The 22,750-nt window shown below is 64.8% G+C and carries 16 protein-coding genes and 2 tRNA genes; 2 read left to right on the top strand and 16 right to left on the bottom strand.

Features of this window, described 5'->3' with window-relative positions:
- Positions 1 to 695 precede the first annotated feature (695 nt).
- Both Tam10B_RS08625 and Tam10B_RS08630 read right to left on the bottom strand, forming a co-directional pair.
- Entirely contained in the window at positions 696 to 1,238 is a 543-nt protein-coding gene (locus tag Tam10B_RS08625) for a nitroreductase family protein (RefSeq protein ID WP_158214180.1), read from the bottom strand.
- Positions 1,239 to 1,466: 228 nt separating this feature from the next.
- Positions 1,467 to 3,077, bottom strand: a complete 1,611-nt coding sequence (locus Tam10B_RS08630) for an amidohydrolase (protein ID WP_093960873.1) — start codon at positions 3,075 to 3,077, stop codon at positions 1,467 to 1,469.
- A gap of 268 nt (positions 3,078 to 3,345) precedes the next feature.
- Here Tam10B_RS08630 and Tam10B_RS08635 point away from each other — a divergent pair, with 268 nt between their 5' ends.
- Together Tam10B_RS08635 and Tam10B_RS08640 are read left to right on the top strand one after the other, a co-directional pair.
- The gene (locus Tam10B_RS08635; RefSeq protein ID WP_408606652.1) at positions 3,346 to 4,140 is read left to right on the top strand and encodes a mechanosensitive ion channel family protein; all 795 of its coding nucleotides are present in this window, start codon (positions 3,346 to 3,348) and stop codon (positions 4,138 to 4,140) included.
- Between the two features lie 61 nt (positions 4,141 to 4,201).
- Positions 4,202 to 4,726, top strand: coding sequence for a GNAT family N-acetyltransferase (locus Tam10B_RS08640; RefSeq protein ID WP_093960846.1), 525 nt, complete (start codon positions 4,202 to 4,204; stop codon positions 4,724 to 4,726).
- A 161-nt stretch (positions 4,727 to 4,887) separates the two neighbouring features.
- Here Tam10B_RS08640 and amrS read toward each other — a convergent pair whose 3' ends face one another.
- The 14 genes from amrS to Tam10B_RS08710 form a co-directional block, all read right to left on the bottom strand.
- Positions 4,888 to 5,985 (bottom strand): AmmeMemoRadiSam system radical SAM enzyme, encoded by a 1,098-nt coding sequence (amrS, locus tag Tam10B_RS08645; RefSeq protein WP_093960847.1) that lies wholly within the window; start codon positions 5,983 to 5,985, stop codon positions 4,888 to 4,890.
- A gap of 6 nt (positions 5,986 to 5,991) precedes the next feature.
- The gene (gene amrB, locus Tam10B_RS08650; RefSeq protein ID WP_093960848.1) at positions 5,992 to 7,725 is read right to left on the bottom strand and encodes an AmmeMemoRadiSam system protein B; all 1,734 of its coding nucleotides are present in this window, start codon (positions 7,723 to 7,725) and stop codon (positions 5,992 to 5,994) included.
- Between the two features lie 143 nt (positions 7,726 to 7,868).
- Complete coding sequence (locus Tam10B_RS08655; protein WP_093960849.1) at positions 7,869 to 9,005, bottom strand: D-alanine--D-alanine ligase family protein; 1,137 nt, start codon at positions 9,003 to 9,005, stop codon at positions 7,869 to 7,871.
- A 66-nt stretch (positions 9,006 to 9,071) separates the two neighbouring features.
- A complete protein-coding gene (locus Tam10B_RS08660; RefSeq protein WP_093960850.1) occupies positions 9,072 to 10,070 on the bottom strand; it encodes an NAD(P)H-dependent glycerol-3-phosphate dehydrogenase in 999 nt (332 codons plus the stop codon).
- Positions 10,071 to 10,269: 199 nt separating this feature from the next.
- A tRNA-Asn gene (locus Tam10B_RS08665) sits at positions 10,270 to 10,345 on the bottom strand.
- 46 nt (positions 10,346 to 10,391) lie between these two features.
- A tRNA-Lys gene (locus tag Tam10B_RS08670) sits at positions 10,392 to 10,465 on the bottom strand.
- Between the two features lie 318 nt (positions 10,466 to 10,783).
- On the bottom strand, positions 10,784 to 12,301 hold the full coding sequence (locus Tam10B_RS08675) for a formate--tetrahydrofolate ligase (protein ID WP_093960851.1): 1,518 nt from the start codon (positions 12,299 to 12,301) through the stop codon (positions 10,784 to 10,786).
- 204 nt (positions 12,302 to 12,505) lie between these two features.
- Positions 12,506 to 14,101, bottom strand: a complete 1,596-nt coding sequence (locus Tam10B_RS08680) for a C69 family dipeptidase (RefSeq protein WP_093960852.1) — start codon at positions 14,099 to 14,101, stop codon at positions 12,506 to 12,508.
- Positions 14,102 to 14,281: 180 nt separating this feature from the next.
- Positions 14,282 to 14,842, bottom strand: a complete 561-nt coding sequence (locus Tam10B_RS08685; protein ID WP_093960853.1) for a YbhB/YbcL family Raf kinase inhibitor-like protein — start codon at positions 14,840 to 14,842, stop codon at positions 14,282 to 14,284.
- Positions 14,843 to 15,124: 282 nt separating this feature from the next.
- Positions 15,125 to 16,147 carry a LacI family DNA-binding transcriptional regulator gene (locus Tam10B_RS08690; RefSeq protein ID WP_158214181.1) on the bottom strand — a complete coding sequence of 341 codons (1,023 nt, stop codon included), beginning with the start codon at positions 16,145 to 16,147 and terminating at the stop codon, positions 15,125 to 15,127.
- A gap of 55 nt (positions 16,148 to 16,202) precedes the next feature.
- Positions 16,203 to 17,417 (bottom strand): DNA polymerase III subunit delta', encoded by a 1,215-nt coding sequence (locus Tam10B_RS08695; RefSeq protein ID WP_093960855.1) that lies wholly within the window; start codon positions 17,415 to 17,417, stop codon positions 16,203 to 16,205.
- The gene (tmk, locus tag Tam10B_RS08700) at positions 17,414 to 18,070 is read right to left on the bottom strand and encodes a dTMP kinase (RefSeq protein WP_093960856.1); all 657 of its coding nucleotides are present in this window, start codon (positions 18,068 to 18,070) and stop codon (positions 17,414 to 17,416) included. Before tmk ends, Tam10B_RS08695 begins: the two co-directional genes overlap by 4 nt.
- A gap of 220 nt (positions 18,071 to 18,290) precedes the next feature.
- On the bottom strand, positions 18,291 to 21,245 hold the full coding sequence (gene topA / locus Tam10B_RS08705; RefSeq protein ID WP_093960857.1) for a type I DNA topoisomerase: 2,955 nt from the start codon (positions 21,243 to 21,245) through the stop codon (positions 18,291 to 18,293).
- A gap of 107 nt (positions 21,246 to 21,352) precedes the next feature.
- Positions 21,353 to 22,639 carry a phosphatase PAP2 family protein gene (locus Tam10B_RS08710; RefSeq protein ID WP_093960858.1) on the bottom strand — a complete coding sequence of 429 codons (1,287 nt, stop codon included), beginning with the start codon at positions 22,637 to 22,639 and terminating at the stop codon, positions 21,353 to 21,355.
- Between the last annotated feature and the right edge of the window lie 111 nt (positions 22,640 to 22,750).

The raw sequence follows: 22,750 nt of genomic DNA on the forward strand, positions 1-22,750 counted from the left end.
CATCATGCCGTTCATGCCACCCATCGGCGTCATGTCAGAGCCGGACAGACGAGCGTTGCGATCGCCGCGCCACGAAGCGAAGAACGGATCATCGAACAGATCGGAGAACATCATGTCATTCATCAAAGCCGGAAACATTGCCATAATCGGTACTCCTAACATCACGGAGGAAAAGCGGCCTTGGCTTCAGTCCACATGGACTGTTTTCGTTGGCCGTTTCCGGAACCCTTCCCGGGCTCCCACCTTTTGCCTTGCATCTTCTGGTATAGACGGGTTCGTGCCGGATGCAAGCGATGTTTACTCACAGTGAAAAAGTTGAGTCACAACGGCTCAAGTTTCGCAAATTCCGATGGCTCTGCTTTCGTCGACATCATCCAACTTGTTCAAGTACGTTCCGTTGCGATCTCGATACGAAACGTACTCAGACGAACCGCTTGGATTACGTTCCGTCGCGGGCTGACGACGAAACGTACGCGAACGGACCTTCTCGGTTACGCTCCGTTGCGGATCGCGAACCGAACGTAACCGAATGCGCCGGTTCGTGTACGGTTCGGTATCGGCAATGATCAGAACGTACGCAAACGGCCTCCTTCGGGTACGTTGCGTTGTGTAAGCGGAACGGAACGTACTCGGAGGAGGCCGTGAATCGGTAGTGGGCCGGGCGGACCGATCAACGACCGGCCGGCGATCGGCGACTACTCGACGAAATGGGTGATGAAGTTGCTGACGGTGGGCTCGCGCTGCTCGGTGACGATAGCGGGGTCGGCGGCGTGGCCGAGCGTCATGGCGGAGACGGGGATGTAGCCCTCGTCCACGCCGAGTTCGGCGAACAGTTCGGGATGCGACTGCAGTGCCTTGACCACGCCCAGAATGTAGCCGCTGCCCAGACCCAGATCGGTGGCGGCGAGCGCCATGTTCTCGATGATGCCGGCCGCGTTGCAGTAGGCGGTGCCGCGCTCAAGGCCACCCTCCTCGCCGGAGATGAGGATCAGCACCGGGGCCTTGTAGGTCGGGCCTGTGCCCATGCGACCGGCGTTGGGGCCGGCGAGCGCGTCGATCTTGTCGATAACGCTGCGGTCGGTGATGACGGAGAATTCGACGGCCTCGTAGTCGTGCATGCCGATCGGGGCGGCGTTGGCGGCTTCGAGAATGGTCTGGATCTGTTCGCGGGTCACCGGTTCGTCGGTGAATTCGCGGCAAGTCTTGCGTGTGTGGATCGTCTGCATGATGTTCATCATTTGCCTCCTTGACGGGACAGTCCTGCGACAGCATCGTCGCCTGCGTCCCATTGTAGGAGGGACGGGCGGGATTTTGGGGAGGGTTGGCGGAGGGTGATCGGAGTTGTCCCCTCCCCTCAGTCCGCCATACGGCGGACAGCTCCCCTCCCTGGGAGGGGAGCCAGAGAAAGAACCAGTCCGCCTTTGGCAGACAGCCCCTGGGAGGGGAGCCGAAGCCAGAGTGTGGGGTTAGAGGGTGGTGTGGGTCCAGCGGGAGGCGCAGAGAGTGGCGGCAACGGGCATGGCGCGGAGTGTGGCGGCGGCTTCGGATGCCGACGTTGCGGAATCGACAGCGGAATCCGCGGCGAGAGGGTTGCGGTCGAGGAGGACCAGATCGGCGGGGGCGCCCGTCTGCGGGGCGATGCCGTGACCGAACGTGGACGAGGCGAGCGCGGTACGTACGTCAAGCCGCTGTTCGGGCTGGTACGCGTCGCGATCATCGTCGGTGCGGTACACGGCGGCGGACATGGCCACCCACGGGTCGAGCACGGCGACGGGCGCGTCGGAGCCGAAGCGCAGCGGCACGCCAGTGTCGTGCAGCGTGCGATACGGGAACGGGATGGCGCTCATGCCCGCCCAGTATCGGGACACGACGTCACGGTCGTCAACGGCATGCTGCGGCTGCACGCTCGCCGTCAGGCCAAGCGCCACGAACCGTTCAACGTCGTTCGGCCGCAGCTGCTGCGCGTGTTCGACGGCACCGTGCGCGCCGGTACGGGCGAACGCGTCAAGAACCACGGCGTTGGCGGCGTCGCCGATCGCGTGGCAGGCCACGTCGAAACCGTTGTTCTTCGCGACGGTCATGTAGTGCTCGATCTGTTCGGGACTGTAGCTGAGCACGCCGTGCGTTTCGGGCGTGATGTTTGAATACGGCTGGCTGCAGTAGGCGGACCGTGTGTTCAGCGAGCCGTCGGAGATGAGCTTCAACGTGGTGGCGTGCGCCAGGCCATGGCTGCCGGGAATCTCACTGCCGCCGCGCCATCCGTCGGCCACGGCCTGTTCGATGCGTTCGGGATAGACGCCGGCACGCACACGCAGCAGGTCGAGTCCGGCGGCGAATCGTGCCGTCCACTGGCTGATCGTGTCGGCCATTTCGTAGTCGCAGATGCCGACGACGCCCTTACTGGCGGCGTCCTGTTCGGCGGCGCGGATCATGCGCAACTGTTCGGCGCCGTTCGCGTCGTCAAGACGGCAGTAGGCGTCGAACCATTCGAGCTCACCGACCAGACCGCTCTCCCCCACGTGCACGCCGAGCCTGCGGGCGGCTGCGGAGTTCACCCAGCCGCAGTGCATGTCGGCGCTGGACAGGGCCACGGGCTGGTCGCCGGAAACCGCATCGATGGCGGCGAGCGTAGGCTGCTCGAAATCCGACCACAGCGAGTGTCGGAACCGCATGCCGACCACGAACGCGTCGGAATCCAAGCCCTCCGGGGACTTGCGACGGGCGTCAAGATAGTCGCGCAGCATGACCATCGCCTCGCTGGCGCTCGTGGCGGAGAGCAGATCGAGACGGCCGAACGTGGCCGACCACTGCGTGAAATGCGTGTGACCGTCCCACAGGCCGGGGATGATCCAACGGCCGTCGGCGTTGACGACCTCGTCGGGAACGGGAAGATCGGAGTACGACGAACGGATCTCGCGATCGGCGACCGGACTGACGTCGGCGACGACGCCATTGGCAACGGTCACGTCAACGGGCCGATCGTTCTCGACGAGACGGGCGTTTTCGATGCGGATGACGGGAGTGCTGTTCGGGTTCGACTGTGCCGACGGCGTGCCGGGATTGCTGAGCGTGGTCATGGTCATCATGATGACACGCATGACGGGGTATGCGGGTGGAAGTGGCCGGTATGCAGATAGGGAGGGGAAGGAAAAAGAGAGGTCTTCACGGGGCGCACAGATTCTGTCCGTACGATGGGTAACGATCATCAACCACGTAGCGTGATCACACCAACGAATCCTCAGAATATCTCGGCAAGTATTGCAATCCCGCTGCGGTCGTAGTGTGATCACACCGGCAATACGGCGCCTGGGCACATGGCACGGGCACAACGACACAGGAGGCATAGTGCAGGAACTGATCGACGACCCCATGATCTGGCTGCGGGCGAACTCAGGAAAGATCTTCCTGCTCGTCATCGTACTGATCGTCGCGACCGTGGCGGACAAGGCGATATCCAAGGCCATGCGCATCGCGCTTGACAAGACCGAAATCCCCAGCGCATCGATCTTCGTGAACATCGTACGCGTGGTCATCTGGGTGGCCGCGGCCAGCTTCGTTCTGCAACCCGTGTTCGGCATCAACCCCACCACGCTGATGACCGCGCTAGGCGTCGGCGGTATCGCCATCTCCTTCGGTCTCAAGGACACCATCGCCAACGTGATCGGCGGATTCGGCCTCATGCTCAGCAAGGTCGTGCAGCCCGGCGATCTGGTCACCATCAATGGCATCACCGGACTCGTGGAGGACGTGACCTGGCGTCACACCGTGGTCAAGGAACGGTCCGGCAACACCATGTGGATCCCCAACTCCGTGCTCAACACGGCCGCACTCGAAAAGATGACCGAATCGACCGAAGGCATGACCACGATCGCGTTCACCGCACGCGGCGAGGAGGGCGTGGACACCACCGCCATGGCGCAGCGCATCGTGAACGCCGTCGAGGCCGCCACCGGTGACATCGCACTGCCCGGCAACCCGCCGATCGTAAAGTTCAACGGTTTTACCCCGTACGGCATCGAAGGCAAGGTGCTGCTGTTCACCAAGCCCGACGTGCTGCTGTCGACCATGCAGGATCGTGCCACGCGGGCGCTGGCCGGCGAGGGATTCCTGGTGCAGAACGCGGCGCCGGTCGAAGAGTAGAGCGGCGTAACGGCATCGATGCCAATAGCGAAACCGTAATAGAGCCAGCAAAGGAGAACATATGGGTAGGATTCGCAGGGCCGCGGTCGCGGATATTCCGGATCTGGATCGGCTGCTGTTTCAGGTGGCGGCCGTGCATCACGAGGGCAGGCCGGATCTGTTCAAGCCGAATGCGAAGAAGTATTCGGACGAGGAGCTGACGGCGATCATCGCGGATGACGAGCGGCCGATCTTCGTGTACGAGGACGATGCGGATGGCAGCGATGCGAACGGAGACGCGGACGGTCGCGTAGACGATAACGGCGGCCGCGTGATCGGCTATGCGTTCTGTGTGTTCCAGCGTCATCCGGGCAGTCACGTGCTCACCGACATCGTCACGTTGTATATCGACGATCTGTGCGTGGACGAGAACGCGCGCGGCAAACACGTGGGCAGCGCGCTGTACCGGCATGTGCTCGATTTCGCGCGCGAGCAGGGCTGCTACAACGTGACGCTCAACGTGTGGAGCTGCAATCCGAGCGCGATGGCGTTCTATGAACACTGCGGACTCAAGCCGCAGAAGGTGGGTATGGAGACGATCCTGTAGGTGGACTTGGTAGTCCATGCGAACGGATTTGGGAGTCCGAACGAACTTGGTAGTCGAAACGCGACACTTTTTTCGCGTGTGAGGGCTCACGTTGTCGCGTTTGGACTACCAAAGCGGATTGGACTACCAAAGTGGATTGGTCTGGATGCTGAAGCGGGGGATTACTGCCAGAGACCGGCGATGGGGGTGTTGCAGTCGGGGCAGCGGCCGGTGCCGTCGGCGTCGACGCGTATGCGGTTCTCAAGGATGCGATACCAGTCGCGCCGTATGAGAGCGGCACGGCATTCGGGATTCGGGCACAGCGTGGTGTCGCCCTCAATGTCGTGCACATTGCCGGTGTACACGTAGTGCAGCCCCTCCCCCATCGCGATGCGGCGAGCGCGGGTCAGCGTCTCCGGCGGCGTGGGCGGCACGTCGAGCATGCGCCACGCCGGGTGGAACGCGGAGAAGTGCAGCGGCACGTCCGGCCCGCAATGCTCACGTATCCACGCGCATTCGGCGTGCAGCTGCGCATCGTCGTCGTTGAGTCCGGGAATGAGCAGCGTAGTCAGCTCGACCCACACGTGATCACCGGACGGCGTGCGCGCCTCGTTGACCGCATAGTCGATCGTATCGAGCACGTCCTGCAGGTGCGTGCCGGTGACCTTGCGGTAGAAGTCCTCCGTGAAGCCCTTGAGATCGATGTTCGCCGCGTCCATCGCACCGTAGAATTCCGGTCGCGCGCAGGCGCTCATGTATCCGGCGGTCACGGCGATCGGGTGGATGCCGCGCGCACGGCAGGTGCGGGCCGTGTCGATCGCGTATTCGGCGAACACGATCGGATCGTTGTATGTGAACGCCACGGATTCCACGCCGTAGTCGTCGGCCACGGCGGCGATCCTGTCGGGCGAAGCCTCCACACCCAGTCGATCCCAGTCGCGTGCCTTGGAGATGTCCCAGTTCTGGCAAAACCTGCAGCCGGAGTTGCAGCCGGCGGTGCCGAAGCTCAGCACACGAGAACCGGGCAGGAAATGATTGAGAGGCTTCTTCTCCACCGGGTCGATCGCGAAGCCGGAACTGCGGCCGTACGTATCGCATACGATGCGTCCGCCATGATTCGACCGCACGAAGCAGAATCCGCGCTGCCCGTCGGCCAGACGACATCCGCGCGGGCACAGATCACACTGCACCCGGCCGTCCGGCAACGCATGCTGCCATCGCGGCGCAGCGTCATATCCGGTGCCGGTCCGATCGAAAGCGATTGCTGTCTGGTCGATCATGATCGGTCACTCCTTGTAGGCGGTGACGGAGTAGCGGTGGCACCGGATGCGGGAGCCGGTCCACGTGGCGGTGGACGGCAGGCCGGACTTGGCGAGCAGGTGGGAGACGAATTCGTGCGGGTCGGGCAGGTCGTCCCATACCTGCGGCAGGAACGTTGCACGATGACCGCGGCCGTCATCGATGATCAGGCCGTCCTTGCCCGGGCGCAGTTCGGCCTCCAGCTCGTCACGGCTGGCGGCACGCATCGGCTCGGGTTTGCCGAGCACCGACACCTCCACGTCGAGCAGCGGATATTCGGACGGCGTGACCGGGTGGAAGCGCGGATCGCGGCTGGCGGCGTCGATGGCGTGGCCGGCGATGTCACGGCCGAGCGGGCGGTACGCCTCCAATGTGCCGATGCATCCGCGTAAGCGTCCGCCTTCCGTGAGCGTGACGAAGCTGGCGCCTGACTCCCGCAGCCAGTCATGTTCGTCGACGATGGTCTGCGGATCGACGTCGTCGGGGTCTTCGATGCCGAGGTAGCGGCGCAGGGACAGCCGGGCGAGCGCGATGGCGATACGGGCGCGTTCCTCGGTTTGCGCAGCCTCCATATTGTGGGTGGAATCAGCGTCATGTGCGACGGACTCGTTATGCGCGTTCACCGTCGCAGAATTTGTTGATTGATTCAACGAATGCGATGACGACGATGCGGCTGACGCCGAATCAGTGCCGGATGCGGTCTGCCAGACGGCGAACGACGCGTAGCCGACCACCGGTTCATCCGGGTTGAGCGGAATCGGACGATGGGCGAGCACTCCGGTATCGGACGGATCCAGCAGCGTGTGGGACAACGTCACTTCCCTATCGTCACCCGACGTGCAGCAGCCGAGGAAACGCAGATCAAGATCGGACGATTCCAATGATTCCGACGACGCGGCGGACCGGTCGGCCGCCGCATGCACTCCGCGACGGCACACGTCGAGCAGTCCGTTGACCGGATAGGCGCCGCACGCATAGTTCGGGTGAATCGGACCGTCGAGCGCCGCGATACGTGCGATTGTTCGATCATCGAACGCACGGGCGACCTCGTTGGGATGATAATGCGACAGATCGGAGCTGATTACGATCACCGTCTCCGGGCCTCCCCACAGGGCGCGCAGCACGTCGCCCACTTCGGCGGGACTCGCATCGCCGGCGTTGAGCGGCACGATCTGCAGGTCAGAGCCGAGCACGGTCTGCAGGAACGGGATCTGCACCTCCACGGCGTGCTCGCGCGCGTGCGTGGGATCGTTGACCAAGAGCGCCGGGGCAGGCGCGTCGTCGTCGGCGCGCATATTGTTGCGCCATTCGGACGGATCGGTTTCCGTCAGCGGCAATCCGAGCGCTCGGGCTTCGGATTTCACATCGATCGGCACTGCACCGAACGGCGTGGAGAATGCGGTGGCGCGGCACATGGCCACGCCACGAACCGCCACACGATGCGTGGGGCCGATGATCACGGCCCGCTTAATCGTGCCACGGCCGCGCTCCAGCAATGCGTAAGCGAGTGCCGCCGTGGTGCCCGAGTAGATGTAGCCGGCGTGCGGCACGATCACGGCCTTGGGAGCACCCTGCGGCAGGGCGTGTGCGGGAACGGATTTGAGCAGCGTACGCGCATAGTCGAGCTGATGGTCGATCATCGTGCGCAGCTCGTGCGGATCGGCGGGGTAGAACGCGCCGGCGACTGCGGCGTGACGGATACGTTCAGTGGAGTTTGTCATGATTACCACCTCTGTACGTCATCGTAGTCGGGTGGAAGGGAATTGTAAGGGCGGGCGGAAGCGGTGAGGATTGAAGCCCTCCCCTCAGTCCGCCATGTGGCGGACAGCTCCCCTCCCTAGGAGGGGAGCCGGAATATTGAGGCTTAGCGGAGGATGCCTTCGATGAGCTCGGTGATGAGGGCGGAGTAGCCCACGCCGGTGGCCTCCCATGCCTTGGGGTACATGGAGATGGAGGTGAAGCCGGGCATGGTGTTGATCTCGTTGACCATCACGTTGCCGTCCGGGGTCACGAACGAATCGACGCGGCTCAGGCCCATGCCGTCCACGGCCACGAACGCCTTGGCGGCGGTCTGGCGCACGCGTTCAAGCGTCTCCTTGGGCAGGTTGGCCGGCACTTCCACGTGGGAGGCGCTGGAATCCATGTACTTGCTGTCGAAGTCGTAGAAGGAGTCCTCGTCGGTGGCGCGGGAGTCGAGCACGATCTCGCCGGGCCAGCTCACGCGCGGCTGTTCGCCGGCCTTGGGGGCCAGCACGGCGCATTCGATCTCACGGCCGTCGATGCCCTGCTCGATCAGCACGCGCCAGTCGTGCTTGGACGCCTCGAACACGGCGGCGGCCAGCTCTGCGGCATCACCCTTGTGCTCCACCTTGGTCACGCCGAAACTGGAACCGGCGCGGGACGGCTTGACGAACAGCGGGTACTGCAGACCGGCGGCCTGCACCTGGGCGAGGATGTCGGCGCCGTTCGCCGCGAACTCAGAAGCCTTGTCATAGGAGCGGGCGTCGAGCGTGATGCCAGGGGCCACGGGGATGCCGGCGGCGGCCAGCAGCACCTTGGTGTAGTGCTTGTCCATGCAGGCGGCAGATGCGAGTACGCCGCAGCCCACGTACGGCACGTTCATCATCTCGAGCAGGCCCTGAACGGTGCCGTCCTCGCCGAACGGTCCGTGCAGCACGGGGAACACGGCGTCCACATGGCCGAAGGATTCCAGCGAATCACCGGTCTTGGCAAAGAAGCCATCCTGGCCGAGGGCGATGTCGAGTACGACCTCGCGGGAGCCTTCCACGGCCTTGACCTCGGGCAGCGTGCCGTTGCTGAGGTTCCAGCCGCGCGGGTCCTCGCCGTCGACGATCCAGGAGCCGTCCTTGGTGATGCCCACCGGAATCGGCTCGAAACGCTCGGTATCGATCGCGTTGAGCACGCTCGCCGCGGAAATGCAGGAAATCGGATGTTCGTCGGCCTTGCCGCCGTACAGCACAACGATGCGCTTCTTACTCATAGTCCCTTTTATCCTCCGAAACTCGGACCGTCGATAACGGTAGATAGCGTACTCCGCGGCGGGGTCTTACTCGCCGGTGATTTCAGTGCCGAACAGCTCCGCAAGCATCTGAGCGCAGGAGATGCCGTTCTCGAGCACATGGGCCATGGCGGCGGCAAGTGGGGTGGGCACGCCATAGCGGTCGCCAAGCTCGACGACCACCGCAGTGGTGGGCACGCCTTCGGCCACGCCGTCGCTGGCTGCGGTGGCCTCCTCGACGCTCATGCCCTTGCCCAGGTTCGAACCGAACGTGTAGTTGCGGGACAGCGGGGATCCGCAGGTGGCGATGAGATCGCCCACGCCGGCCAGACCGGAGAAGGTCTTCGGGTCGGCGCCACACGCCTTGCCAAGAGCGGTGAGTTCGGCGAGGCCGCGGGTCTCGATCATGGCGGCGGTGTTCTCGCCGTAGCCGGCACCACGAGCCATGCCCACGGCGAGCGCGACCACGTTCTTCAGCGATCCGCACAGTTCGAGGCCGATCACGTCGGTGGAGGTGAACGGGTGGAAGTAGTGGGTGGAGCAGGCCTGTGCCACACGAGCGGCGGCATACGGGTTCACGGAGGCGACCACGGTGGCGCTGGGCTCGCGGGCGGCGATCTCCTTGCTCAGATTCGGTCCGGAAACGGCCACGAAACGGTTTTCGGGCAGGCCGAGCGTTTCGCGTACGACCTCGTCCATACGCTTGCCGGTGCCGCGTTCGATGCCCTTCATGAGGGAAACGACGATCGCCTCGTGCGGGATGAGTCCCTTGAATTCGACGAGGGCCTTGCGGGCGGCCTGTGCTGCGATGGCGACGACGATGATCTCCGCATCCTTGACGGCTTCCGCGCGGTCGCCGGTGGCGGTGATGTTGTCGGGCAGACGATCGATGCTGGGCAGACGGTACGAGTTGCGCTGGTTGTCGCGAATGTCGGCGACGATCTCCGGCTCGATGGCCCACATCGTCACCGTGTTGCCCGCGTCGGCGAGCACCTGGCCGAAGGTGGTGCCCCATGCGCCCGAACCCAATACCGTTACGTTGGTCATATGTCTGCTCCTTACGAGATCGGATGCCCGGCTGTCTGCGGGCTTCCACGACTCCTGCGGCAATCGCATCGACGCGATGCCGCCCATGCACTCAGACCATACTAGTGACCCGCGGTGATCTCCTGCCGTGTTTGCGGCGCCTTGCACGGGGATGGGTGAAGCGGATAACAAAAAAGCCCCGGATGAAACCGAGGCTTGTTGGCTCCTGCGACTGGGCTTGAACCAGTGACCGTCCGATTAACAGTCGGATGCTCTGCCAACTGAGCTACGCAGGAATGTTCAGTCAGAAAAAACCTCATCCAAAGATGAGGTTTATTTCCGTGCCCCCTCAGGGACTCGAACCCTGGACACGCGGATTAAGAGTCCGCTGCTCTAACCAACTGAGCTAAAGGGGCGTTGCTGTTGTTGTCTGTGTTCCTTGCAACGAGTGATAAATATACTCGGATCTCGGCGCGATGCAAGTTACGGCGTGTCGCAAGTAATTGCAACGATTTTGGAGATGCGGGATTTTGGGCGTGAGGGCGGTTTGGAGGTGAATTAGGTGGGATTTTGAGTGGACGGAGGGGAGGTATCGGCGTGTCGCGGAGGCGGCAAGAAGGGAGCCGAGAATAAGAAGAGGCCGCAACCGGGTGGGTTGCGACCTCTAGAGCGTGTCAGCGTGCACACCTATGCACGCACGCGCACGTCATGCCATGCGATCTTCAGGATCGGAATCAGACGATCTTGGGCATGGGGGTGGTGAGGGACTTGGTGAGGTTCACCTGCACCACACCGGAGCCGGCACGCACCTCGACCTTCTTCAGGGTCACAGTGCGCTCGTCGGCGGGAGCGGTGTCGTCGTCGGTCATGGTGGCCGGGGACTTCACCGCGCACACGGCGAAGTCGTTGAGGTCACGGCCAACACCGGCAACGAGCTCGCGGGCCTCGGCCAGCGACTCCTCGAAGCCGGGCTTGAACACCACGCGCTCGGCGGGCACGCCGTACGCATTCGCGGCGATCCAACGCACGGTGTCGACCACATCCTCGCCCTTGTGGCTGGCCTGAGCGCCCGGCACGCCGGAGGACTCCAGCGCGGTGACGAAATCGTCGAGCTGGTCGGTCAGGCCGTCACCGCCGTCACGGAACAGGTTGCCGATGATCGGGCTGCGGAAGTTCAGCTCGGCGGCGGTCTCGCGCAGGGCCGGAACCTGATCGTCCTCGCCCTCCCACAGGTTGATCAGCGGGAACGTGGGGATGCCAAGCTTCTCCAGACGGTTCACGTGGAACGGGTAACGCCACTGACGATCGGGATCGTCACGCCAGGTGGTGGCACGCGTCACCACAAGCGCGGCGGACGGCCACTGGGCGCCGTACTCACGGGATGCGATGTCGAGCCACTTCTGGGCGCCGGCGTCGGCACCGTAACCGGCCTCCACGATCACCACGTCGTGGCGGGCGCAGGCCATCTCCACGGACACGAGCGTCGGGATGCCAACGGACACGTTCGCGAACGGGCCGCCGTGCACGTACACCGGGGAGCCGTTCACGGTCTCGGTGAGCGCAGGCTTGACGGCGTCGGTGAGGATGTTCGTGATGCGCCACATGTCGGTCAGATCGGCGAACGTGACCGGCTTGCCCTCGAGCGTACCGGCGATCATCTTGCCCACACGCTCGGCGATCTCGTCCATGGAGCGGGAGAACACGACAATCTGCATGAGCTCGCAGGTGGGCGTAAGCACCATCTTCTCCGCCACGTTGCCCTTGCCGTAGTCCACGGCGATGGAACGCAGGGAGCGGGACGGCACTTCGGAGACGCGCGGCACGAGAACGGTGTCGAGCTTGCCCTCGTCCACGGCCTTCTCGGCGAAGGAGACGAGCAGGTTCTGAGCCGCCTCGATGGCGCCCATCTCGCCGCACAGACCCCAGTCGATGATCTCCGGGTGAGTCAGGGAGGCCTTGCCGCCGCCGGACGCACCGCCCTTGGAACCGGCCGCGGTGATGCCCATGCTCGGCTGGCGCAGCACGGCGGTGGCGTCGATGCCGCGCTTGCGCAGGGCGTCGATCAGCGCGATCGTGGTGGTGGTCTTGCCCTCGCCGCGGCTGGCCTTGAGCGGGGTGTCGGCGGTGACGAGCACCACCTTGCCGTGCTTGCGCGGGGCGTCGGGGTTGTTCTTCAGGTAGTCGAGGTACCCGAACGCGTCGATCTTCTTCACGATGCCGTACTGGCTGACGAAATCATCGAAGATGGCCATGTTTCTCCTCTTGCGATTGATTACTGGTGATTGCTTGCGATTGCAATGTCTTCAAGGGTACAACACCGATTGTTGCGGGCGTGGGCGGCGTTCCATGGCGAGAGGTGGGAGGGTTGGAGACTGCAGGGGTGAGCCCTCCCCTCTGTCAGCGGAGCTGACATCTCCCCTCCCCGGGAGGGGAGATGTCAGAGATGGGCGGGGAGATCAGTTGTCGGAGAGGTGGAAATCGTTGTGCATATTCATGCTGGCGGCGTACAGCACGTCGCTGAGCAGCGCGTCGGTCTCCGTCTTCACCTGGTCGGCGATCGTCTGGTTGGCGGCGGCGAGAATGCCACGCACCTCCGGATTGCGCGTGGACGCGATGATCGCATCGGCGTCACGCACGTCGTCGACGGCCTCCTCCTCGTCCGCCAGATCGTCCAGATCCACCGGGTTCGTGTCGAGACGGACCACCTGCTCGTCGGCCGCGGCGAGCATACGGTGGCCGAGGCCGCCGGTCTTCTCGCAGTAGCGGTCGATCAGCGGCGACGTGGCGGCGAAATGCGCGTCGGCGAGCGCGGCGATCAGTCGGTTCGCCCAGTAGAAGTTGCCGGAGTCCACGTGGTCGGTGGTGTCGGCAAGGTAGGCGGGCGTGGTGTCGACGTTCGCGTAGAACGGCACGAGCGTGTTGAACGCGTTGGATCCGAACGCCATCCACTGGATGGAGCGGCAGGATTCGGGACGGTACGGACGGATCTGCATGACGGCGAGCTGGCTCTGACGGTTGATACCGATCGGACGCAGGCTGCCGCGCGTGTGTTCGTCGCCGAGCGTTCCGTACGGATCGTACGGCGTGCCCTGATAGTGCGAGCTGAGCACGTACTTCACGTCCTCGATCGTGATCTTGCGTTCGGGCTGGCGGGCCCACGGGATGTCGTCGCTGTCGGGGCGGTGGGCGGCGTCGGGTCCGTCCCACACCTCGTCGTACGGGTTGAGGAAGCGCTGCATGTACCAGGCGCGCGGCGTGTTGTACACGTGGTCGCGATCGGAGTGCGAGCCGAACATGTCGCGCGGGTTGAGCGGGCTGACCGGTTCGACGGCGAGGTCGAGATGGTTGTCGTCGATGAACTCGCGCAGGTCGGCGGAGCACATGTGCTCCTCCTGATCGCCGAGCGCGTCGTCGAGATCGAACTCGTCGATGCCCAGCTGGTTCGGCATGGTCACGTAGGCGTCGTCGGGCACGCGCTTGGCGATCCAGTGATGGCCGCCGACGGTCTCCATCCACCAGATCTCGTTGACGTCGGAGAAGGCGATGCCGTTCATCTCGTAGGTGCCGTATTCCTCGAGCAGCGCGCCGAGTCGTTCCACGCCTTCGCGGGCGGAGCGGATGTACGGCAGCACAATGGTGAGCATGTCCTCCTCGCCGATGCCGCCGGGCACCTCGGGCTCGTAGCCGGGCTCGCCTTCGGTTCCGCGCGCGGGGGTGAGCTCGACGAACGGGTCTGCGCCGATCACGCGTTCGTTGGTGGTGAGGGTCTCGGTGGCGCTCATGGCCACGTTCGCCTCGTTGACGCCTGCTTCGCCCCAGATGCCCTGCTTGTTCACGGCGTCGGGCACGGAGGTGTACTGCATCGGGTCTTCCGGCAGGTCGATCTCGACGTGGCTGATGACGGAACGGTAGTGGCGGGGCTGATCCTCGGGCTTGACGACGATGAATTTCTTCGACGTGAATTCGCCCTGCTGCGAGTCCTCGTTGCGGGCGATGATCGTGGATCCGTCGTAGCTGGCGTTTTTGCCGACCAGAATCGTGGTGCATGCCATGGTGGGTTTGGGTTCTCCTTTGGTGAATGAGTGGGTTTGAGGGAAGGTGCGGGGATGGACTGTGGCCTGCGGTCACCTCATCCGTCACGCTGCGCGTGCCACCTTCCCCTCAAGGGGAAGGATAAAGAACGGGGTATCTCGCGTGCCACCTTCCCCTCAAGGGGAAGGATAGTTGATGAATCAGGCCTTGCCGGTGAGGAAGATGGCGTCCTGGTCGGCGGGGTCGCCGTTGGCGGCGGAGTCGCGCAGGGCGTGGATCATCTCGTTCATCCAGAAGCCGCCGTTCAGTCCCTTGAGCGGCTTCTTGGTGGCGTACACGTGCAGGTAGTAGTCGTGGTCCTTGTCCGGCGGCTGCGGTCCGTTGTACCGCATGGTCGCGGCCGGGTCGGTGCCGCCGACGAAGCGGGACGCCTGCGAGGTGCGGCCCTGCAGCGCCTCGGGGATCATGGCCACCATCTGACGGGAGAAGTCCGGCGGAATCTGCAGCGCATGCGAATCGTTGAAGTCGTACATGAGCGCGGCGATCGGCAGGTTGGCGACCGTCCAGTGGATCCATTCGAAACCGCACACGGGAATCGAATCGGGGTCGGTGAACGTCCAGTGCAGGTACTGGGCGTCGGGATTGACGTCGTCCACGTAGAACGGGAACGACACGACGGGCACGCCGGCGTTGATGTACTCCGGTTCGGCGGCCTTGGCGAACACATCGGGAATCACGGTGAAATCGGCTGAAATCTTCATGGTTTCAGTATAGGTGGGCGAACGGGGGCAGCCGGTTACGTTCGGTTGCGGTCATGCAACGAACCGTAACCGAACAGGACGGTACGGTTACGTTCGGATTGCATTATCAGACAAAACGTAATCGCAGACCATGGTTCGAATACGGTTTGTGTCGAACGCACAACGGAACGTACTTGAAGGGGACGGTACGGTTACGTTTCGTTGAGAATATGCCACGGAACGTAACGGAAGAACGGGCGGCATGCGGCCGGCGTACGACGACAGACGTTCGGATAACCGTGATTACCGGTGCGACACGGGCGCGGTGCTGGCGCGGGTGATGAATTCGGCGGGCATACGCACGACCGGGCCGGCGGATTCGCCGATGTGCAGCAGTCGTGAGATCAGACAGCGGGCCGCCACATTGCCGAGATCACGATAGTCGATGGCAATGGTGGACAGCTGCGGCGTATATTCCGCACCCTGCACGATGCCGTCGAATCCGATCACCGAACAACGGTCGGGAATCGCATATCCGCGCGAGGACAGGCCCTCCATGAATCCGATCGCCATCAGATCGTCATAGGCGATCACCGCCGTAGTCGGATTGCGCAGGAACTCGCCGACCGCACGGCGGCCGCCCTCGCGCAGGAACGATTCGCCCGCCACGCGACGCGTCGCCATACCGATTCTGCGACCCGCTAGATGCAGGGAATTCCAACGGTATCCGTCCTGCCATGAGCCGTCCGGACCGGCCAGATACGTCACCTTGCCATGGCCAAGCCGGGAAAGATGCCGCATCGCGTCGGCCGTGGCGGCACGATCGTCGACGACGATCGACGGCACGCCACGCACCACACGATCAACCACCACCGTGGGCACCACCTGCGCGATCTTGCGGATCGACGTGCTCGACGTGCGCGGCGAGGCGAACACGACCGCATCCACGAACGGCGCCAGACGCTCGGCGACCTCGATCTCACGAACGGGGTCCTCCTGGAAATCGACGACGTTCGTCACGAACCCGTATTCGGCGAGACGCGTATCCATGCCATGGATCATGTCGACGAACACGGGATTGTCGAGGTTCGCCACCAGCACGGCGATCACGGAACGCAACTGCCGCTTCTCCTCCACCGGCGCGATCGGATCGGGGATGTATCCGAGCTCGTTCGCCACCTGATGCACGTACCGCACCGTGCGCTCGCTCACTCGACCGGGACGCGAAAACGCGCGCGACACCGTGGTCAGCGACAGTCCGGCCGCCTCGGCCACGTCCTTGAGCCGCACCCGGTCCGGCGGGCGTCCCTTCTCCGAATCACTCATGTGCACCATCGTAATGATGCGTAATGATGCGGGCGGCGAGGAGGTCGGGGACGGGTCAGATCAGGGCGCAGAAAAGGGCCTCGAAGACGAGGAGGGGGTTGCCATTGCCGGCGAGGCGGCGGCGGGCCTCGGCCACGTGCTCCAGACGCGCGATGGCGGCCTCTCGGCTCAGGCGCGAGGCGAGGTCGGCGATGGCCGTGCGGTTCTCCTTGTTGACGATGCCGACGGAATCCTCGGCGTCGTTCTGCAGCACGGCGACGTCGCGATACACGCTGGCGATGGAGTTGAGCGCACGGTCGAGCACGTCTCGGCTGCGGCGGGTCACGCGGCGGCGCACGTCCTCCTTCTTGCCGATCGCATTGTAGACGCCGCGGATCTTCGGCGGGATGCGGTCCTTCTCTCCCAGTCCGTTCACGCGGCGGAAATCGGCCTGCTCCCGCGCGACCTGCACGTCGATCTCGGCCTCGGCCTGCGCCTTGGCGTCGGAGATCAGATGATCGGCGAGCAGCACGGCGTCAGACGCCTTGGCCAGGTTCAGCACGCCGACCACGAGCGTGTCACGGTCGCTCATCACACGCTCGTTCGTGGCGTACAGACGTGCGATACCGATGTGCCCCTCTGCCAGACGAGCGGCACGGGCCGCCACGTGCTCGGTAAAGCGTTTGTCGTCCGGCAGGGTGGGGTTCACGGTTTTCATGAGGAATTCCGCAACCGCACGGTCGCCGGGGATGGCGAGATTCACCACGCGGGTGCGCGAACGGATGGTGGGAAGCACGTCCTGGGCGCTCGGCGCACACAGCAGCCAGATCGTGTGCGCGGCCGGTTCCTCGATCTCCTTGAGCAGCACGTTTGTGGTGCGTTCGAGCATACGGTCCACGTCTTCGATGATGATGATACGCCACGGCGCGGTGCTGGGCATCTGCTCGGATTTCTCGATGAGCCCACGCACCGCATCGATGCCGATGGTCACCTTGTCGGTGGCAAGCACGGTGACGTCCGGATGCGTGCCGGCGAGGATATGCCGGCAGGTGGAGCATTCGCCGCAGCCGTGGTTCGGGCATTCGAGCGCGGCGGCGAACGCGCGTGCCACGTTGGAGCGGCCGGAGCCGGCGGGGCCGCAGATCAGCCAGGACTGGGCGATGTCGGCCGTGGTGGCGGCCGTGCGGGACAGGAGTTCCACGGTCGGGCGCTGGCCGACGATGGTGGACCAGACGGCGGGGATGGCGGGTGCGGCGACGCCGGGAGCAGCGGCGGAATCGGCGGCGGTCATCGGGTGGCCTCCGAGTCGGCGAGCAGAGTATCGATGTCGGTCCGAATCGCGGACCAGACCTGTTCGATGGTCTGCGCGGCGTCGATCACACGGAACCGGTCCGGTTCGGCGGCCGCCAGATCGAGGAACGCGCGTCGGGTACGGTTCTGGAAGTCGTCGCCGGCGGACTCCATGCGATCGGCCTCATGCTGCAGTCGCGTATGGGAGACGGCCGGATCCATGTCGAGCAGATACGTGCGCACGGGCAGCAGATTGTTCGTGGCCCACAGGCTCAGATCGCGGATCTCAGCGGGCGTGAGTTCGCGACCGCCGGCCTGATATGCCAGTGAGGAGTCGAGATATCGGTCGGTGATCACCACTTCGTCGCGGGCCAATGCCGGGCGGATGAGTTCGGCCACGTGCTGGGCTCGATCGGCGGCGAAGATCAGCGCCTCCGCGCGCGGGGCGATGTCGGCCGCGGGCACGCCATCCGTGGCGGCAGACACGTTGTGCAGCAGGAGCTGGCGCAGCGTGGCGCCCAGCGGCGTACCGCCCGGCTCGCGAGTCACGATCACCGTGCGCCCGCGGGATTCGAGATACTGACGCAGTCGCTCCACCTGCGTGGTCTTGCCCACGCCATCGACGCCTTCAAAGGAGATAAACAGTCCAGCCATGCACCCTACCGTATCGGCGTGGGCCAACTTTTCGGCGGGTGGTGGCAGGAGGAGATCGGGGCTGGTCGGAGTTGAATCCCTCCCTCAGTCCGCCTGCGGCGGCCAGCTCCCTCCCACGGAGGGAGCACCAAGGGAAAGGCCCGGCGTTCTCCCTCCATGGGAGGGAGATGTCACGACGAACGTCGTGACAGAGGGAGGGAACGCAACCCGAGAGGTCGCCTTACTCGGCCGTCTTCTTGGTCTTCGAAGTCGACTTCTTCGCGGTCGAAGTCTTCTTCGCAGCGGTCTTCTTGGCCGTGGTCGACTTCTTCGTGGTCGACTTGCGTGTGGTCCTGCGCTTGGTCGGACCGGCGGCACGCTTCTCGGCGAGCAGGCGGAACGCCTCCTCCGGGGAGATCGACTCGGGCGTGAACTGACGCGGCAGCGTACGGTTCGTCTCACCGTCGGTAATGTATGGGCCGAATCGGCCGTCCTTGATCGTCACCGGCTTGGCGGTGTCCGGATCCGGACCAAGCTCGCGCAGCGGCGGCTTGGCGGCTGCGCGCCCACGTCCGCGACCGTACTTGGGCTGGTCGAACAGTTCCTTCGCCTTGGCAAGGTCCACGGTGAAGATCTCGTCCTCGCTGCCCAGCGAGCGGGTCTCCGGCTTGCCGCCCTCCACGGTCTTGGTCAGGTACGGACCGTAGCGGCCGTTGTTGGCTTCCACCGTGGCCTTGACGGTCTCACCGGTCTCGGCGTTGGTCTCATCCAGCGTGCCTACGACGCGTGGCAGGCTGAGCAGCTTCAACGCGTCGTCCAGCGATAGCGCCTCGGGGTCCATGGTCTTGAACAGGGAGGCCATCTTCGGCTTGGGGGCCGTGGACTTCTTGCGTGTGGCGCGGCGCTTCGGAGCCGGCTCGCCCTTGGCCGCAGCCTCTTCGGCAGCCTTGCGCGCCTTCTCCTCGGCTTCCTTCTCCGCGGCCTTCTCGGCCTCGAGCTGCGCCTGCATCTCCGGGGTGATCAGCGCCACGTACGGGCCGAAGCGGCCCTTGCGAAGCTCCACGGTTCCGCCGGTGGCCGGATCGGTGCCCAGCACGCGCGGACCGCCGGAATTCGTGGCGATGAGCTCGTGGCCCACCTCCGGGGTGAGCTCGTCGGGCGCCAGCGTATCGGGAATCGACGCATGCTTCGGATTGCCGTCGGCGTCGAGGTTCTTCATATCCTCGAGGTACGGGCCGTAGCGGCCCACGCGCACGTGCAGTCCGTCGCCGATGTCGATCGTGTTGATCTCACGCGCGTCGATGTCGCCGAGCTGTGCCACCTGCTGCTGCAGGCCCTTGTGCGCGGCCTCGGGCGAATCAACCGTGCCTTCGCCGGTGCCGAAGTAGAATCGCGTCAGCCAGTCGCGGCCGCTCTCATGACCGCGGGCGATCTGGTCGAGACCGTTCTCCATCTGCGCGGTGAACTGGTAGTCCACGTACTGCGGGAAATTCGTTTCGAGCAGTTTGACCACGGAGAACGCCAGCCACGACGGAATGAGTGCACGACCCTTCTCGTACACGTAGCCGCGGTCGATGATCGTGGAGATGATGCTCGCATACGTGGACGGGCGGCCGATCTCCTTGGCCTCCAACGTTTTGACGAGCGACGCCTCGGTGTAGCGTGCCGGCGGCTGCGTCTCGTGGCCGTTGGACTCCACGTCCACGGCGGTGAGCGAGTCGCCCACGCTCATCGGCGGCAGCGACACGTTTTCGGTGTCCTTCGCGCCGGACTTGGCCGCATCGGTCTTGCCGGACTCCGCCTTGCTCGCGCCGGACGCGGAACGCGCTCCCCCATACACCTCCATGAAGCCGGGGAATTCGATCACGGTGCCGGACGCCTGGAACAACGCCTCGCCGTGCGCACCGGAGTCAGCGCCCAAACGGACGGTGGCGGTGGAACCGGTGGCGTCGGCCATCTGCGAGGCGAGCGTACGACGCCAGATCAGCGTGTACAGCTTGAGCTGGTCCGGCGGCACGCGATTCGCCAGTTCCTCCGGGGAACGGAACGAGGAGCCGGCCGGACGAATACATTCGTGCGCCTCCTGCGCGCCGGCGGTCTTGGTCACATACTGTTTGGGGCTGTCGGACAGGAATCGTTCGCCGTAGCGCTTGCCCACCTCGGCGCGGGCAGCGGCAATGGCCTCCTGGGAGAGCGTGACCGAATCGGTACGCATATACGTGATGTAGCCGTTCTCGTACAGGCCCTGTGCGGCGCGCATGGTGGCGCGGGAGCTGAATCCGAGACGGTTGCCTGCGGTCTGCTGCAGCGTGGACGTGGTGAACGGCGGCTGCGGGCGACGACGGTACGGCTTGGTCTCCAGCGAACGCACGACGAACGGCACGTCGCGCACGGCGTCGGCGATGGCGTGGGCGAGCGTCTCGTCCATCACGACCGGCTCGTCCTTGCGCGCGGCGTCGGTCAGCTGCCCGTCGGCACCGAAGTCCTTGGACACGGCGAGGCGACGGCCACCGAGCGCGACCAGTCGGGAGTCAAACCCGGCGTCGACGTCACCGTCGGCGGCCACCAGCGTGGCCACCACGTCCCAATACGATGCGCGGACAAACGCCATGCGCTCGCGCTCACGTTCGACGATCAGTCGGGTGGCGACGGACTGCACGCGGCCGGCGGACAGGCCCGGTCCCACCTTGCGCCACAGCACAGGGGACAGTTCGTAGCCGTAGAGTCGGTCGAGCACGCGACGGGTCTCCTGCGCGTCGACCATGTGCCCGTCCACGTCGCGCGTGGCGGTGAGGGAACGCCTGATCGCCTCGGGCGTGATCTCGTGGAACACCATGCGCTTGACCGGCACCTTGGGCTTGAGCGTCTGCACCAGATGCCATGCGATGGCCTCGCCCTCGCGATCCTCATCGGTCGCGAGATAGAGTTCGTCGGCGTTCTTCAGCGCGGACTTGAGTTCGGCCACCGTGGACTTCTTGTTATCGTTGACGATGTAGTACGGCTCGAACCCGTCGTTCACGTCGACGCCGAACTTGCCGAACTTCTCCTTGCGGCTGGGCGGAACCTGCGAGGGCTGGGCCAGATCGCGGATATGGCCCACCGACGCCATCACCTCATACCCCTTGCCCAGGTAACCGCCGATCTTCTTTGCCTTGGTAGGCGACTCGACGATAACGAGCTTGGTGCCGTCAGTCATGGTCCTCTCCTTCTTGGTCAACTACAGTGCATAATAACCATGACCGCGCCCGGTTTGACGAATCGGGCGTTCGGCACGGCATCGGCATGGCGGGTTCGCGCGTGGCGTCAGCGCTTGCGCGGCGGGGCGGGAGGAGCCCCCACCAGACCGATCTTAGACAATGGTGCGGCGGTGATGTGACGCATGGCGAGCACAAGACCGAACGTGAGCATCACGGACGCGCAGATGAGCACGCCGGCCGATCCGTGCGCGGCGGACGACGCCCACTTGGCGCTGTACTGCAGGCCGGGAGCCAGCTGCCAGACCACGTAGAGTCCGTATGCGACGGCCATGATGCCACCGACGATCATCACCGTGCCCACGATCTGGATGCTGGCGGATGATACGCGTGTGCCCGGCTCGTCCATGCCCGACGAACGGGTGAACGCCAACGTCAGGAACGCCAGTCCGGCCGCCAGCGCGGTCGCCATGATCACGTCGCATGGGCGGTGCCAGCCGCCGACGAGCAATGCCATGCCGGACAGCGCCGCGTATGCGGCGGCGACTACGGCGACCAGGGCACGCCATACGCGCGGCACGACGCACAGCAGGGCGAGTGCGGCCACGACGACCATGGTCATGTGCCCGGAGGGGGCGGTGTTGCCGTCGGTCTTGATCATTGACACGTCGTAGACCTTGCGCGGCAGCAGATGCTTGAGCAGTTCGGCCGCGGCGAACGCGACGACGGCGAATGACACGAGCTGCACGATCGCGCGCCAGCGCTTGCGGGAGACGGCTATGATGACCGCCACCACGCCGAACGCGACGTCGGTGAACGCCATGACCGGGACCGTCAGCGGGCCGAGCGTCACGGACGCGGCGAGCGGCGAGCACAAGGCAGCAAGCCAGCCGGGCAGCGCGTCGGCGAATCCGTCGACGGCGAGGTTGTCGTACTCCTGACCGCCCACGGTGCCAACACCCACCAGGTACACGGCGGCGGCGATGGCGAGCAGCGCGATGCCGAACACGGCGCACAGGATCACGCTGGAGGGGCGGGGACGGTCGGTGAGCGGGTCGTCGGAACGATCGCGCGGCATGCGCGGATCCACAGCGGGCTCGGATGCGTTGCGGGCAGAACGGCCACGGTTCTTGCCGTTCCCTCCACGGCGAGGCCGGGAGGAGTCATCGTCGGCATCATCGGCGACCTGGGCGAGGGACGCCAGCGCGCCCGACGGCTCCCCTTCCAGACCCAAGGACACGGCCTCAAGCGGGGACAGGCCACCGGAACGGTCCGGCGTTCCCCCGGACGTCGCCGGTGGAATCGGCTGCGGGGAGATCGGCTGCGTGGCGGACGAGTCGGCGGGCTCGGGGTCCAACGGCTCGAAATACAGGTTCGATGGCTTCTTGTCACTCATAGTCACGACTTTAGAGCCGACGGGGCCCAAACCCGAGTAATTCGGAATTCGGGCGCACCGCTCCCCTCAGTCGGCTACGCCGACAGCTCCCCTCAAAGAGGGGAGCCGGAG

Origin of the sequence: Bifidobacterium vansinderenii (genome assembly GCF_002234915.1) — a bacterium.
Classification (GTDB): Bacteria; Actinomycetota; Actinomycetes; order Actinomycetales; family Bifidobacteriaceae; genus Galliscardovia; species Galliscardovia vansinderenii.